The following is a 16019-nucleotide window of genomic DNA, read 5'->3' as shown; positions in this document are numbered from 1 at the left end:
CTGAAATTCCAAATTCCAATGTTAAAGCGAATATTAAAAATTCATTAAAAAATCGACAACTCATTAGCTTTACCTTTAATTATTCTGATAAATTTTGGAATTTCCCTTATTTAGATAGGAATATTAAAAGTAATTCTTGTTCCTTCATCTATAATCGAATTGATAAATACGCGACCATTAATGTATTGAATTCTTTCTTTCATAAACAATAAGCCCATTCCGGATTCGCTGTTTCGTTTTTTATCAACTGCTTTAATATCAAAACCTTTCCCGTTATCGTCAATAATAACACTTAACAATGTATTGCTGTGGGAGAGCTGTACAATAATATGTGATGATTCGGCGTATTTTATGGCATTATTGATAGCTTCCTGCGTTAGGCGGTAAATGTTAATTTCGATTAAAGAATCTAAACGTTGATTGAAATCGGTTTTATTGTAAAACAGAATTTCTTTTCCGGTAAGTTTGGAAAGTTCCTGCGTGAGTTTTGCAAGTGACGGAACAATGCCATGATCGCTTAATTCCGGAGGCATTAAATTGAAAGTTGCCGTGCGGACTCCTTTGATAATATCGAGTGATAATTTCTTTAAATAGTCAATTTTTTGTGCCGATTTTTCTTTGTCATCTAAATTGATGCTTTCCAGGCTAAACTTTAAACCGGTAAGCATTTGCCCAATTCCGTCGTGAATTTCTTTTGCGATTCGGTTTTGTTCGTTTTCTTGATTTTCAACAATTTTGCTTGAAATTATTTTTTGCTGATTAATTTTTTCTGTGCTGTTTTCGATATTCAGACGTTCTACTTCGCGCTGTGCTTTTTTACGTTCCGTAATATTGAAACAAATAATTAAAAGTTCTGATTCGTCTTTTTTGATGGTTACGGGAACCATTGATAAATCCAGCCAGAAAGTTTGGGCTTCCTTATTGACTATTTTAATTTCGCCGGTCCAGCCACTTCTTTGTTTTTCAAAAATAATGCGGTCAATATTGAGCTGCTCTTTTTCGTCTGTTGTTACAACTTCTGAGAATTTTTTATTCGATGAAAATCTCGTATAATTTATAAGTTTGGCAAATTTTTCTCCTATATGAATAATTGAACCATCTGGCGCAATACGGCAATACAGCAACGTATTTTCCATGGCATAATTCAGGGACTTTAACTCTTTAACGGAGTTTTCCTTTATTTCGCTGATAACTTCAGTATCATATGCGAGTTTTAAAGCTTTTTTTTCAGAAGCTAAAAGCTTGGCAATAAGTTTTTCAATTTTTTTATTTGTTGGTTTAAAAATAAAGAAAAACTCCAATAATAAAACAAATAGGGTAAAGGTAAAAATCCAATATTCTATTTTGCGTTGTTCCGTAACTTTTTCGTGGGCTTCAAGATCATACTGACTAACAATCTGATTCATTCTCAAAAGAAAATCCCCTTCATTATTTAGAATAGTTTGTACCAGTTTTTGATTATCAGTGTGTTTGTTTTTTTGTTTTAAATTCAAAAGAAACAAATCTGTTGCCTGAGTAATATTATTGAAAATGGGATTGATTTGAGAATATAATTTACGAAGTGTTTCGCTTTTTTCTTTTGGAAAGGCCAAACTATCGCTGCCATTTTCAAGTGCATTCTGAGTCGTTTTCCAAAGTTTTAAAACGTTCTTTAAATGCGAAATTTGTTTGGATGAAGCCGTATCAGTAACATAATGTAAAATCAAAACTTCCTTGACAATTTTCTGGCTCAGCATTCTTTGTTTGCCGGAAATATTGATAATTTTAGAATCGCTTAATTGCTGGTTTAAATTGTACTGAACTAAAATCTGGCTTAAAATAACCGTTATAGCAATGGTCCAAAGTGCAAAAAAATACCAACGGCGTAAATTTTTGAAAGTAATTTTATCTGCAGCTTCCTGATTGCTTTTTTTCATTATAAGTGATATTTTCTTAAAAACTAATTATAAACCTAAAGATGCTTTTATTAAGTTTAAGTTTTCTTCAGAATAATTAATTTTCAAGGCTTCCTGATGTCCTTTATCAGACATTTTATCCCAGGTTTTTTTGATGATATTTTTTAGTTTTTCATCATCGTGTTTGTGTACAAAAGGATCCAGATAATATTCCAGAAATACGAGGCATATTATATCCTCCAGCAATTGGGTTTCGGCATCTTTCTTCAATAATTTCTTTTCGATTAAAAAAGAAACCCTATCAATGAAATCCTGATTGTATCCTGCTTTTTCTAAGATTTCGGAAGTAGTTTTGGCGTGAAATTTTTTAAGATCTTCTCTCCATCTCAAATAACCAACACGATCCATTGGATAGGATTCGCGTGCTACTTTCCATCGGCAAATGTGTTGTGCTTTTGAGGCAATCTGAACTTGTTCTGAAGCTTCGGGTTCAAACTGCATCAACCTTTCGTACATCCTGTTGGAATACAATAATTCCTTTGGATATTCGGTATTTTGATCAGTTTCGATATTTGGATCCTGAGCGTTTTCAGCATCAATCCACTCGCTTGCTTTTTGAAAAGGTGTTGTCATTGTTGGTAAGATAATAGATTTTCAAATATACGTAATTAGTAGAAAAGTCTAATGTGAGATGTGAAATGTAAAAATCATGACACTCCGTTCATTTTTCACATTTCACATCTTACATTTTTTCTAATCTACAAAACCAACAAACACTTCGTCTTCAACAACTTTAATTGGATATGTTGCAATTTTAAAATCATCACCATTTAAGTTAGAACCGTCAACTAATGAAAAAGTTTTTTTATGCATCGGGCAGGCAATTTTCGGGATATCATCTGTTGATCCTGTCATTCCTCTTGCCAAAACCATTTCCATTTTATGCGGACAGGCATTTTGACACGCGTACCATTCGTTACGACGAGCGAAATTAAAAATGGCAATTTGTTTGTTTTTGTACTTAATGCAGCCGCCGCGATTGGTGGGGAAATCTTCTGTTTTTCCGGCTTTGAACCAAATTGTTGCATCGTTTGGATGAACTGTTTCGTATTGATTTAAGATTTCTTCCATTTTGATATATTTTTTGTTTTTTTTTGGAACTTATTTTTTTAACACATAGGAACATAGATTTTTATCTCGTAAACAAAAGTTTATTAAAAAGAAACTAGTTTCTCACTCATAGCTATGTTTGTTTAAATTAAGTGAAACGCCTTTTTTAGTCACTCAAAAGCTATGTTTCTATGTGTTTAAATAATTATTTATAAAGCTAAGACCACGCTTTTGGTGCTTTTTGATCTCGTAACGGAACAAAAACAACATTGTCATCTTTTTCTTCAGAGTTTACAAAGTGGTTGAAGCGTTTTAGTAATCTTGGTTTTTCAAGAACTTGTTTCCATTCGCATTCAAAAGTATTTACCAGAGTTTGCATTTCGGCTTCAAGGGTTTGACAAATTCCCAGGCTGTCTTCGATGATTACTTCTTTTAAATATTCTAAACCTCCGTCAAGTTTTTCTAACCAGGTTGCAGTTCTGATTAACGGACCAGCGGTGCGGATATAGTACATTAAAAAGCGATCCAGATATTTGATAACGGTTTCTTTATCAATTTTTTCGGCTAATAAAACGGCGTGTTTTGGGTTTGCACCACCGTTTCCTGCGATGTATAAATTCCATCCACCTTCAACCGCAATCAATCCAAAATCTTTACCTCTGGCTTCTGCACATTCGCGAATACAGGCCGAAACTCCGCCTTTTAATTTATGAGGAGAACGAATTCCTTTGTATCTGTTTTCGAGTTCTATGGCAAATCCGGCACTGTCGTCCATTCCGTAACGGCACCAGGCATTTCCAACGCAGCTTTTTACGGCACGAAGCGATTTTCCGTAAGCGTGACCGCTTTCGAAACCATTATCAATTAAAATTTTCCAGATTTTTGGCAAATCACTCAAATGTGCGCCAAATAAATCAACTCTTTGTGCTCCGGTTATTTTGGTATATAAATCAAATTGTTTGGCTACTTCGCCAATTACGATTAGTTTTTCAGCCGTAATTTCGCCTCCGGCAACTCTTGGAACTACAGAATACGTTCCGTTTCTTTGAATATTAGCCAGAAATCTATCGTTTGTATCTTGTGTTGTTACATGTTTATTGGCGGTATCATTATAAATACTGGAAAAAATCGATGCAACAACAGGTTTGCAAACTTCGCAACCGTCGCCTTTGCCGTGATGATCAATTACATCGTAGAAATTCTCGTATTTATTGATTTTTACTAAATCGAATAATTCCTGACGAGTATAACTAAAATGCTCGCAAATAACATCTTTGACTTCTTTTCCAAGAGATTTTTGAGTAGCTTTTACCAAATCAGAAACCATTGGTTTACAGCCTCCACAACCAGAAGTAGCTTTGGTATGTTTGACAACATCTGAAAAATTAGAGCAGGTTTCATCTAAAAGTGAACAACAGATTGCGCCTTTTGTAACATTTTCGCAAGAACAAATTACTGCGGTATCAGGTATATCAAGAACGCTGCCTAAACTAGCACCTTCAGAACCATCGCGCGAACCCAAAATCAAATCCTCGGGATTTTTTGGCAACGCCATAGCATTGCTAAAAATCTGAAAAAGAGAATTGTAGTCGCTGGAATCTCCAACCAAAATTCCGCCCAATAAAGTTTTAGAATCTTTGGTAACGTTAATTCTTTTGTAAATGCCACTTAATTTATTTTCATAAATAATTGCTGTTACATCATTATTTTCGACAAAAGGATCACCAAAACTCGCCACTTCAACACCAATTAATTTTAATTGTGTTGACATATCGATGGCCTCTCTCATTGTTTTTGTACCCTTCAATATTTGCTCGGCAGCAACATCGGCCATTTCGTAACCCGGAGCAACGAGTCCGTAAATATTTTGATTGTAAAGCGCTACTTCACCAATAGCAAAAATCGAAGGATCTGATGTTTGCATCTGATTGTTTACCACAACACCGCCTCTTAAACCGACCTCAAGTCCTGAAACCCGTGCTAATTCGTCACGAGGTTTAATTCCGGCAGAAATAACCAACATGTCTACTTTTAACAATTCGTCATTGGCAAACATCATTCCCGTTATACATGTTGTCCCGTCGATATATTGTGTGGCTTTGTTAAGATGAATGCCAATGTTTAATTCCTCTATTTTAGATTGCAGCATATCGCTGGCGCCTTTGTCTAATTGTCTCGGCATCAAACGCGGAGCAAATTCTACCACATGCGGATTTAGTCCTAAATCCCGAACAGCTTTCGCAGCTTCAAGACCTAGTAAACCACCGCCTAAAACGGCAGCTTCTGTAGCACCTTTTTGTTTTATTTTTTTGGCGTAGACCATAATAGCATCCAGATCTTCAATAGTCCTGTAGACAAAAACACCTTCTTTTTCAACGCCATCAATTGGTGGTACAAAAGCAGAAGATCCCGTTGCAAGAACTAAGTAATCATACGTATGGGTTTTTTCTAAATGTGTATGTATTGTTTTTTCTTTTCGATTAATATCTGTAATTAATTCAGAAGTGTTTAGAGTAATATTATTTTCAGTATACCATTCGCTGGTACAAAGTGATAAATCATCTGCCGTTTTTCCTCCAAAGTATTCACTTAAGTGAACACGGTCGTAGGCTCGTCTCGGCTCTTCGCCAAAAACGGTAATCTGATACTTTTCCTGTCCTGATTTTGCAATGAATTTTTCGCAAAATTTATAACCAACCATGCCGTTTCCAACTACTATTACTCTTATCATGATTTCTTTAATTAAATATTACTACGCAAATATAAGTATTTGTACTTATAAAAATACGTATATAGAATATTTTTTATAAAAGAAAGCCAAAGTTAATTACGTTATTTATCGTAATCTTTTACGTAGTGCAGGTTTGATATAATAATTAAAATTATGATTAGTATAAATTTGAAAAGATTCTAAATAAGAATTTCGAAAAAATGTCGTAAATTCATAAGAATTTTACATGTGTTTTATTCAAATGAAATATTCTTAACATAAATTCTATGAAAAAATTACTTTCATTTTTGCTAGTACTGTCATTGATAGTAGGTTGTAAATCTACAGCCGGCAAAATTTCAGATACAAAAGGGACTACTTCTGAATACGGAACTCAGGAAGATCAAATGAAATACTATTTTACCGCAACCGGAAACGAACCATTTTGGGCACTAAAAATGGGAACAGAAAACATTGAGTTTACCTCATTAATTGCCGGGAAAGAAAAACTTATTTTTCCTGCAAGTGAAGCGATAAAAGCGATGGATGCCAATATAAAAATGTATAAAGTTAGTAATGAGACATCGAGTGCAACAATTTCAATTCAACAATTAGAATGTCAGAATTCAATGTCCGGAGCAATTTCTCCTTATAAAGTTTCAATTGAAATCAAGAATAATTCAGAACTTGAATTAAAAAAAATAACCGGATGTGGTAATTATAATACGGATTATCGACTTCATGATATTTGGGTTTTAGAAGAACTAAACGGATTTAAAGTTTTTATAACCGATTTTCAAAGAGAATTGCCTAGAATAGAAATTAATTCTGCCGAAAATAAATTTATGGGTTATGGAGGTTGTAATGCTGTTAGCGGCAGCATTTTTTATGAAAAAGATGTACTCCGATTTACCCAGGTTATTTCAACCAGAATGGCTTGCGCGCCCGGTAATAAAGAAGGTGAATTTACAAAAGCACTTCAAAGTACAACGACGTATTCCATTGGTGATAACCGACTAACGCTTTCAAATCCTTCCGGAAAGATTTTGGTTTTTAGAAAAGTAGATTGATTTGCAGTCTTAAAAATCTATTTGAGGGGACTTCGACTTCGCTCAGTCTGACAAATTCGTTTGGTCAAGTCTGACAATTCAATATCGCTAAGTTTAACAATTTGACTTAACTCAGTTAGACAATTTAATATCGCATAGTTTTAAAGTTCAACTTCGTTCAGTTTGACATTTCGACTTCGTTCAGTTTAAAAAAAACAATAAGAAATCCGTGTAAATCTGCGTTTTCGCTTTAGTGAATCCGTAAAATCCGTGTGCCATTTCACATTGCTATTCCAATTCCTTAGGATCTTCTTCATCTTCAATAAAGTCAAGTTCCAAAGCTCTGACAGTTTGAACTGCATTTCCGGCAATACCACGAATTGATCCGTACATTCCTAAAGTATTGTGAACTACTTTTTCAATTTGTTTTTCGCGTTGTTTCCAGATACGCTGCATGGCTCTTTTTTCGGCATCAAGATCGCCTTGCATTTGGGTGAAACCTTCTACAATTCCTTCAATCTGCAAACGAAATTCGTTGCTCGTTAAAAAATCATACAACATCGACATTTTATCCCCTTTGTTTTCCTGTGCCTGAACTGCCTGACTTACCTGAATTAACGATTGACGCAATACGGCACTTAAACCTTTAAATTCTTCATAAGTGCAAATCCAGATTCCGTCACGCATTCCCATCCTGTCCATTCCGGCAGGCATAACTTCGGTTACTAAAACTCCAATATTGGCTCTTTTAGTTCTAATATCATTTTTGAATTTTTCAATCCATGCAGGCTGAAAAGCTTTTGTACGCTTGCTTTCATAATAAATAGATCCGCAATTTTGTAACTCACGAGTATTTACAATCTGGAGACAATCAGCGCCATTTGCGCCTTTTTTAATTTCATCAATCGTATCTAAAGGAAAATTATTGGCAAGCCATTCCTCAATTGCCAATTCCATTACTTCGCCTTGCAATTGCATAGAACCTTGTTCCTGTTTGCGTTTCATTTCTTCGATCAGCTTTTTTTGATCGTCGGATTGTTTTTGGTATTCTTTTATTTTCAGCTCGTTTTTTTCTTCTTCCTGTTTACGGATTTTATCACGTTCTAAAACTAAAGTGGCGTTGAGTTGTTTTTGTGCTTCGGCTTCGATTGCTTCTTTCATTTCCAGTTTTTCACGCTGTAATTTTGCAATTTCGCCAGTCATTTTATTAAGTTCACGAAGTTTTTCGGATTTCTCAGAAAGTTCTTTTTCCATTGAAAGCAAACGATCTTTATTTTCTTCGTCGAGTTTTGTTTTTAGTTTTTCGGTAATTTCCTTTTCAGCAACCTTTTTTTCACGGTCTAAACGTTCTGCAAAAAGCTCGTTTTCCTGTTTCTTTTTGGCTTCAAATTCAGATTTAGCTTTTTCGAATTGCTCATTTTTAAGTTCCAGTTCCCGAGTTTGAGCATTGGCTTTTTGTTGGTATTCTTTACGAATATTATCTTCTAACTGATGCTTTAAAATGTCATTTACATCGATAGTTGTTCCGCAATTTGGGCACTGAATTGAAGATTGCTCCGCCATTTTTATTGAGTTTTTTTTTATGTATTGTAATAATCCGCTAAGGTATTTAAAAGTTCGTTCTTTTCAGGAAATTTACTTGTGATAAATTGTAACTTTTTTGCCACGAATTTTCGCTAATTGTTCTGTTTATAATGTGCAATTTAATTGCTTTGAGTTTTTGATTTTTACGGACTACCGTAATTTGAAAAATAATCTCGCATTCTATGATAAAATGCGAGATTCTCTTTAAGTTAAAGCTGAGCATTAAATTCTTATAAATTATTTTTTAAAATTCAATAAAAAGGCAACAGCAGATTTCGTGATTTCAGAACTGTCTTCTTTTGAAGTAATTAAGGATACATCTTTAAATAAATTGACTTTTTTTAATTCAACAAAACCTATTTCATTATCCTGATTGTTCTTGGCAATATTAGACGGTACAATCGAAATTCCTAAACCGTTTTTGACCAATTGTACAATCGAATTAATATTGTTTGATTCGTGAACTACTTTTGGCTCAAAGCCATAAAACGCGCAAATTTGCAATAAAACTTCGTGATAATGAGGCGCATAATCTTTATTAAAAAACACAAAGGTTTCATTTTTCAGATTAGGAATGTCTTCTTCGGATTTTATTTGAATGGTACCTTTGTGATAGACAACAGAAAATCCGTCTTTAAACCATACTTGTGCTTTGATTTTAGGAGATTTTATGGGTGACCGAATAATTCCCAATTCGATTTTTCCTTGTTCCAAAGCTGCGATTTGTTTGGTTGTAGAAACTTCAAATAGCTTGAAATTAACGTACGGAAATTCTACTTTAAGATGTTTTATTAAATCTGAAATTACGCTTGAATAAATGGAACTGATGTAAGCGATTCTAAAATCTCCCGAAACATTTTGGGCAATTTTCCGGGTTTTGATTGAAATGCGTTCCAGATGCTGAAAAAGTTCCCGTACTTCTTTTTCAAGATATTTTCCAGCTTCGGTTAGTTCTACTTTTTTATTGTTTCGGATGAAAAGTTTCGCCTGAATTTCATTTTCTAATTCGATGATTTGTCGGCTCAGAGGAGGTTGGGAGATATAAAGTTTCTCAGCGGCTTTAGTAAAGTTTAATTCTTCGGCGACAGCCAAAAAATATTTTAAGTGACGTAATTCCATGAATACCTATTAAGTATTGATAATTGACAAAATAAGTATTTTTGAAGTATATATCAAAGAGTTAGTTTTACAAAAAAATATATGGCCCACGGATGACGCGGATTTAACTGGTTTACACAGGTTTTTTTATTTTATTGAATGGAAAAGAAGTTAATGCAATAGATTAAGGGATTTAAAATGATTTTAAAATTTAATTTTGATTACGCTAAAAATAATCTGTGCTAATCCTTTAATCTATAGCAAAAACAAATACAGATTATAAAAAATAAATCCGTGTAAACCAGTTAAATCCGTATCATCCGTGGGCCGAAAAACAAAAAAAAAGGTTATGAAAAAATCAACTATTGAAGAAATCAGAGAACGTTTTGATAATGATGTCGAACGATTTTCGAATTTAGAAACGGGGCAAGTTGCTACAATTGATGCTACAATTTCTTTAGAATTAATTACGGAAGCTTCAAAAAGAATTGTTCCTGATGCGGTGAATGTTTTGGATATTGGCTGTGGAGCCGGAAATTATACTTTAAAAATGCTTTCGAAAGTACCAAATTTGAATTGTACTTTGGTCGATTTGAGTTTGCCAATGCTTGAAAGGGCTTTTGAAAGAGTATCAAAGGAAACAAACGGAAGGGTAGAAGTGAAGCATGGCGATATTCGTAACGTTGATTTACCGGAGAATCATTTTGATATTATTTTGGCTGGAGCCGTTTTGCATCATTTGCGTGATAATCAGGATTGGGAAACAACTTTTACCAAAATATTCAAATTATTAAAACCAGGCGGTTGTTTTATGATTTCGGATTTGATTACGCAGGATACTGAATTATTGAATGAATATACATGGCAACGTTATGGTGATTATTTAGAGGGAATTGGCGGCGCAGAATATCGCCAGAAAGTTTTGGATTATGTTGAGAAAGAAGATACGCCAAGATCCATGAATTACCAACTGGATTTAATGAAGAAACTGGGTTTTAAAAGCGTAGAAATTTTGCACAAGAATATGTGTTTTGGTGCTTTTGGCGGAATTAAATAATAGTTTGCCACGAATTTTTACGAATTTTCATATTTGAAACTTAAAATTTAATTCGTGAAAATTTGTGAAATTCGTGGCTAAAAAAAATTATAAAATCTGAACTGTTTTGTATACTTGAGCAGGTTCAGATACTAAACTTTCACTTTTAGTAATAAAATCTTTTAAATAAGGCTGATTATTGTGAATATCAAGTCCTGGCTGATCTTTCCATTCTTCCCAAATTATAAAAACATTTTCTGCTGCGTGAAGGTCATAACGTTCACAGGCAGCTTCTTTTCTGGTTTCGGTCACCAAATAATCTAACATGCTTTGTAGTTGTTCTTTATTTTCTGGTCTACTTTTGAATATTGCTGTAATTGAAATCATAATTGTGAAAAGTTAAATGTTAGAAGTTAAAAGTTTTTTCTAAGTGCGTGGTGTAATTTTCCTTAAAGATATCAATGTTTTCGGCAGTGGCACCTTTTTCAACATCATGGAAATGAAAACCATCCAGTTTTTCCATCCCTGTAAATTTATTCATTTTATGGAAACCAAACATTGCTCCGTCATCTACAGAGGTTTCTTCAAAGAATTCTCCCGGAAGAGTGAAGGCTGTTGCGGGTGCATTCCAGCTTGTGGTTAACATGTATTTACGTCCGTGTAATTGTCCTCCGGTTCCGTAATTGATGTCGGGATTTGTTCTGGTTCTTCCGTCGCTTTTGTAAATACCTTTGTTGTGTCCTGCTGTGAAAACGTCGTCGATGTATTTTTTGAATTGGTTGGGTAGCTGAAACCACCAAACAGGTGTGTGATATACTATAACATCTGCCCAAACAAATTTCTCGACTTCTTTATCAAGGTCAAAATCTTGTTTGATGTCGGTTGTTTTAATTTCGAATTGTTTGCTGTTGGTTAAGTATTCGATTGTCCAATTGGTAACGGTTTCGTTGAATTTTCCGCCGGAATGTGCGAAATTTTGACTTCCGTTGATAATAAATATTTTCTTCATAATTGTAAATGTTCTTATGTATTTGTGAGTGTGAGGGATAGAAGTGGAAATCCTTTTGTGCCGGGGTTCGGCATAAAAGATTGCAACGGATAGCCCGACCCGCTTTTTCTGCGGGTCACACCCAAATTATTTTTATTGTTTTTTATTTATTGCGTAGAATTTTAAACACATAGAAACATAGGTTTTACTTTGTCTTTGGAGGATGCGAAAAGAAACTTGTTTCTAACACATAGATTTGTTAATCTTTGTCGAGTTTCTCGTGAAGATTTCTCCTCCGTCGAAATGACAAGATTGTGCACTATGTGTGTTAATACAAGTGAAACGCCTTTTTACATTCTTATTGGCTATGTTTCTATGTGGTTAAATAAATCATTTTACTTTCGCAATAGCCTGATTGATAAAATCTAATTCTGAAACAGATAAATCAAAATCCATTGCTTTTGTGTTTGAAATGGCTTGTTCTGCGTTTCTGGCTCCGGCCAAAACAATTGTGATTCCTTTTTGTAAAGTGGTCCAGCGTAAAACTAATTGCGAAATTGAAATGTGTTTTACGTTTGCTAATGAACTCAATTCTTCGACTAAAGTTTTTACTTTTTGAAGATCAAACTGACCGAAATATCCGTTTCTGTGGTCGTTGTCTTTTAGTTTGCTGTTTGTGAAATATTTCCCAGTTAATAAGCCTCTTTCCATTGGGCTGTAAGCAATGATTCCGATGTTTTCTTTTAGCGTAAGTGGAGTCAAATCGGTTTCAATTTTACGATTCAACATACTAAACGGAACCTGATTTGATGCTAATTGAATTGTTTTTTGTGCTTCCTGAATTTGTTCTGCACTATAATTACTTACTCCGGCTGCTCTGATTTTTCCTTGTTGAATTAAGGTTTTTAATGCTTCCATTGTTTCGTGAATTGGAGTAGTGGAGTCTGGCCAGTGAATTTGCAGTAAATCGATATAATCGGTTTGTAGGCGTTTCAGGCTTTCTTCGACTTCTTTTATGATGTTACTTTTTGATGCGTATTTATAAACCGGTATTTTCTTTCCGTTGTCTTCGGCATCAAAAAAGAATTCTCCTTTATTGTTGTTGCTTCCATCCCAAACAAGACCAAATTTTGTTAATAGTTGAACTTTTGAACGATCTTTAGATTTTAGTGCTTCGCCAATCATTTCTTCGCTTAAACCAAATCCGTAAAAAGGAGCGGTGTCTATTGTAGTTACGCCGTGATCGATTGATGCGTGAATGGAGTCGATTGAATCTTTCTTTTCGTTTCCGCCCCACATGTTTCCGCCAATGGCAAATGCACCGTATGTAATAGTTGATAATTCAAGTTCAGTATTGCCTAATTTTCTATATTCCATAATCTTATATTTTTAATGCTTAGAATTTCTTTGGCAAAATTATACCGTTTTTAAGAGTATTAAGTTGTATATATTTGCCTTTTTTATGTAAATTTGTAGCCGAATTAATAAAGACTATTATGAAAAAAGAAAATTTATACGAGCCGTTTACTGTTTCCTTTGAAACTCTGGATGAATATCCGGATGTTGGGGATCGTCATAATTTCTTTGAACTGGTTTATATTTTAGACGGAACGGGAAGACAGTGCATCAACAAAAATGTTTTTGAGTATGATGCCGGACATATGTTTTTACTGACGCCGGAGGATTGTCATAACTTTACAATTGAAACAGAGACGAAGTTTTTCTTTTTGAGGTTTAATGATATTTATTTGAAAAATTCAAGTTTACAAAATGAGAATATTCAGCGTTTAGAATATATTCTACAAAATGCAAATCATCAGCCGGGTTGCATTTTAAAGAATCATGCAGATAAATGTCTGGTAAAAGTAATGGTTGAAGCCATTATTAGAGAACGTCAGGATAAGGATGTTTATAATAAAGAATTGATTCAGCAATTGGTCAATACGCTAATCATTATTGTAGCAAGAAATATTGCGAAATATTTGCCGGAGCAGGTCAATATTGGCTGTGAGGCTAAAGCAATGGATATTCTGCAATACATTCAAAACAATATTTATTATCCTGAAAGAATTAAAGCGGAATCGCTGAGTGAGTATTTTGGGATTTCGAATACGTACTTAGGGCGTTATTTCAAGAAACATGCTAATGAAACGATGCAGCAATATATTAGTAATTATAAAACGAAACTGATAGAACATCGTTTGCAATTCAGTGATAAACGTATTAACGAAATTGCGTATGAATTTGGCTTTACGGATGAAAGTCACTTTAATAAATTCTTTAAGAAACAGCGAGGGAATAGTCCTTCGGAGTTTCGGAAAGTGATTCGTGTTAGTGCGTGATGAATTGGCACGCGGATGACGCGGATTCTCAAGCGAAAACACGGATTGTCGCGGATTTTTTTTTTTTTTTTTTTGCCATTTATTCAATGGTTTAAAAAAACATTTTTAATCCTTTAATCTGTGGCTAAAAAAAATTAAATAATTTTCTTAATTACGCGTAATTTATGCGTGTGTTTGTTTATTTCCGGATTGTAAATTCCTAAGTGATCTAAGCGGTCAATACGGACTTTTCCACTGGCATGAATGATGTAATTATTTTCCATTATGATACCAACATGTGTGATGTTTCCTTCGTCATTATCAAAAAAGGCTAAATCTCCAACTTCACTTTCTTCAATGAAGCTTAAAGCTTCGCCTTCAAGCGCTTGCTGTGAAGCATCACGGTGAATTTTGTATCCGTTGAGTTTGTATACCATTTGCGTAAAACCGGAACAATCGATTCCAAAAGGTGTTTTTCCGCCCCAAAGATAGGGAGCATTTAAATACATAAAAGCGGTATTTATTAAGGCGCTTTTAGGTTTGATACCGCTGGTTTTTGTGCCTTCAAAATCGAAGTTTGAAGTATTGATTTCGTTATTATTTAAAAAAGATAATGACGCACCAAGCGGAATTGGCAATAGTAAATTATTTGATGAAGTGATATAATCAATTAAGTCAGCATTTAGAATAATGGCTTCTTTGCTTAATTGATTGAAATTTGCTTCTGAAATAACCTGATATTGTTTAGAATCTACCCAGCCTTCATAATCATCAAACTGAATTTTTATTCGGGCCCATTGATTTTGGCGTTCTAAAATCTCGATGTGTTCGCCAAACAAAAGTTGCGTAACGATTTCACTTCTGTCACTTGGCTCAGATCGAACGGGTACTATGGCTAGATTGCAAATTCCGAACATTTAGGGTACTTTATAAGTTGAAAATCAGGAGTTATTTACAGTGAAATAACTCCTGATGTAATATTATTTAAGCTCTTTCGATAACTATTGCTGATGCTCCACCGCCACCGTTGCAAATTGCAGCAGCTCCGGTTTTTGCATTGTTTTGTTCTAAAACATTGAGCAAAGTTACGATGATTCTTGCTCCCGAACATCCTAGTGGATGACCTAATGAAACTGCTCCGCCATTTACGTTTACTTTATCGTTATCAAGACCAAGGATTTTTGAATTGGCTAATCCAACAACCGCAAATGCTTCGTTGAATTCGAAATAATCAACATCGCCAATAGCAATTCCTGCTTTGTCTAAAGCTTTTGGTAATGCTTTTGACGGGCTTGTCGTGAACCATTTTGGCTCCTGAGCAGCATCAGCATAACTTTTTATGTAGGCAAGGGGTTTTAATCCTAATTCGATTGCTTTTTCTTCAGACATTAAAACCAAAGCTGCAGCTCCGTCATTGATTGTCGAGGCGTTTGCAGCAGTAACGGTTCCGTCTTTTGTGAAAACGGCAGCTAATGAAGGAATTTTATCCAGTTTTACGTTTGTGTATTCCTCATCTTTTGAAACAATGATTGGTTCACCGCGTCTTTGCGGAACTTCAACAGGAACAATTTCATTGTCGAATTTTCCGGCATCCCAGGCTTTTGCACTTCTTTCATAAGACTGAATCGCAAAATTATCCTGTTCTTCACGGCTGATGTTATATTCAGATGCACATAAGTCAGCGCAAACTCCCATTGCGTTGTTATCGTAAGCATCTGTCAAGCCATCTTTTTGCATTCCGTCAAGCATTGTTGCAGGACCAAATTTAGTTCCGTTACGCATTTGTACGTAATGCGGAATCAAACTCATGTTTTCCATTCCTCCGGCCACAACAATTTCGGCATCGCCACAAGCGATCGCCTGCGCAGCAAACATTACGGCTTTCATTCCTGAAGCACAAACTTTATTTACGGTTGTAGCAACTACTTGATCAGATAAACCTGCGAAAAGTGCTGCCTGACGTGCTGGTGCTTGTCCAACTCCGGCTTGTACTACATTACCCATAAATACTTCATCAACTAATTTTGGGTCCAGGTTAATTTTTTGAAGTGCGCCCTTTATAGCGGCAGCACCTAATTTTGGTGCGGGTACGGTAGATAAACCTCCCATGAAACTTCCGATAGGTGTTCTAACGGCAGAAACGATAACAACTCTTTTGTTCATTTTCTGTTAATATTAGTTAATCAAGCAAATTTACTCTTTATTTGAATAAATTCAAATTTTGGGGC

Annotated in this window: 14 protein-coding genes; 3 read left to right on the top strand and 11 right to left on the bottom strand. The window is 34.7% G+C overall.

What is annotated here, in order from left to right; all coding sequences use genetic code 11:
* Window positions 1-110: 110 nt before the first annotated feature.
* From ACHRVX_RS14165 to nirB, 4 genes are all read right to left on the bottom strand, one after another.
* Window positions 111-1916 (bottom strand): type IV pili methyl-accepting chemotaxis transducer N-terminal domain-containing protein, encoded by a 1806-nt coding sequence (locus ACHRVX_RS14165; RefSeq protein ID WP_395333268.1) that lies wholly within the window; start codon window positions 1914-1916, stop codon window positions 111-113.
* Between the two features lie 27 nt (window positions 1917-1943).
* Window positions 1944-2528, bottom strand: a complete 585-nt coding sequence (locus ACHRVX_RS14160) for a DUF4202 domain-containing protein (RefSeq protein ID WP_395333266.1) — start codon at window positions 2526-2528, stop codon at window positions 1944-1946.
* Between the two features lie 120 nt (window positions 2529-2648).
* Complete coding sequence (gene nirD, locus ACHRVX_RS14155) at window positions 2649-3026, bottom strand: nitrite reductase small subunit NirD (RefSeq protein WP_395333264.1); 378 nt, start codon at window positions 3024-3026, stop codon at window positions 2649-2651.
* Window positions 3027-3222: 196 nt separating this feature from the next.
* The gene (gene nirB / locus ACHRVX_RS14150) at window positions 3223-5736 is read right to left on the bottom strand and encodes a nitrite reductase large subunit NirB (RefSeq protein ID WP_395333262.1); all 2514 of its coding nucleotides are present in this window, start codon (window positions 5734-5736) and stop codon (window positions 3223-3225) included.
* Window positions 5737-6002: 266 nt separating this feature from the next.
* On the opposite strand from nirB, the gene ACHRVX_RS14145 reads away from it, so the two are divergent.
* Window positions 6003-6785 carry an META domain-containing protein gene (locus ACHRVX_RS14145; protein ID WP_395333260.1) on the top strand — a complete coding sequence of 261 codons (783 nt, stop codon included), beginning with the start codon at window positions 6003-6005 and terminating at the stop codon, window positions 6783-6785.
* A 267-nt stretch (window positions 6786-7052) separates the two neighbouring features.
* Here the strand turns inward: ACHRVX_RS14145 and ACHRVX_RS14140 are convergent, their stop codons facing one another.
* Window positions 7053-8327 carry a DUF2130 domain-containing protein gene (locus tag ACHRVX_RS14140; protein ID WP_395333258.1) on the bottom strand — a complete coding sequence of 425 codons (1275 nt, stop codon included), beginning with the start codon at window positions 8325-8327 and terminating at the stop codon, window positions 7053-7055.
* 258 nt (window positions 8328-8585) lie between these two features.
* Window positions 8586-9467 carry a LysR family transcriptional regulator gene (locus ACHRVX_RS14135; protein ID WP_395333256.1) on the bottom strand — a complete coding sequence of 294 codons (882 nt, stop codon included), beginning with the start codon at window positions 9465-9467 and terminating at the stop codon, window positions 8586-8588.
* Window positions 9468-9795: 328 nt separating this feature from the next.
* Here ACHRVX_RS14135 and ACHRVX_RS14130 point away from each other — a divergent pair, with 328 nt between their 5' ends.
* Window positions 9796-10503 (top strand): class I SAM-dependent methyltransferase, encoded by a 708-nt coding sequence (locus ACHRVX_RS14130; protein WP_395333254.1) that lies wholly within the window; start codon window positions 9796-9798, stop codon window positions 10501-10503.
* A gap of 87 nt (window positions 10504-10590) precedes the next feature.
* On the opposite strand, the gene ACHRVX_RS14125 is transcribed toward ACHRVX_RS14130, so the two are convergent.
* The 3 genes from ACHRVX_RS14125 to ACHRVX_RS14115 form a co-directional block, all read right to left on the bottom strand.
* Complete coding sequence (locus ACHRVX_RS14125; protein WP_395333252.1) at window positions 10591-10869, bottom strand: putative quinol monooxygenase; 279 nt, start codon at window positions 10867-10869, stop codon at window positions 10591-10593.
* Between the two features lie 19 nt (window positions 10870-10888).
* On the bottom strand, window positions 10889-11491 hold the full coding sequence (locus ACHRVX_RS14120; RefSeq protein ID WP_395333250.1) for an NAD(P)H-dependent oxidoreductase: 603 nt from the start codon (window positions 11489-11491) through the stop codon (window positions 10889-10891).
* A gap of 369 nt (window positions 11492-11860) precedes the next feature.
* On the bottom strand, window positions 11861-12847 hold the full coding sequence (locus ACHRVX_RS14115; RefSeq protein WP_395333248.1) for an aldo/keto reductase: 987 nt from the start codon (window positions 12845-12847) through the stop codon (window positions 11861-11863).
* A 119-nt stretch (window positions 12848-12966) separates the two neighbouring features.
* On the opposite strand from ACHRVX_RS14115, the gene ACHRVX_RS14110 reads away from it, so the two are divergent.
* Window positions 12967-13812 carry an AraC family transcriptional regulator gene (locus ACHRVX_RS14110; RefSeq protein ID WP_395333246.1) on the top strand — a complete coding sequence of 282 codons (846 nt, stop codon included), beginning with the start codon at window positions 12967-12969 and terminating at the stop codon, window positions 13810-13812.
* 134 nt (window positions 13813-13946) lie between these two features.
* On the opposite strand, the gene ACHRVX_RS14105 is transcribed toward ACHRVX_RS14110, so the two are convergent.
* A complete protein-coding gene (locus ACHRVX_RS14105) occupies window positions 13947-14708 on the bottom strand; it encodes an NlpC/P60 family protein (RefSeq protein ID WP_395333244.1) in 762 nt (253 codons plus the stop codon).
* A 67-nt stretch (window positions 14709-14775) separates the two neighbouring features.
* Window positions 14776-15954 carry an acetyl-CoA C-acyltransferase gene (locus ACHRVX_RS14100; RefSeq protein ID WP_395333242.1) on the bottom strand — a complete coding sequence of 393 codons (1179 nt, stop codon included), beginning with the start codon at window positions 15952-15954 and terminating at the stop codon, window positions 14776-14778.
* Between the last annotated feature and the right edge of the window lie 65 nt (window positions 15955-16019).

This window comes from Flavobacterium sp. FlaQc-47 (assembly GCF_044006475.1).
Lineage (GTDB): Bacteria > Bacteroidota > Bacteroidia > Flavobacteriales > Flavobacteriaceae > Flavobacterium.
This window is presented reverse-complemented; position numbering and strand designations above follow the sequence as displayed.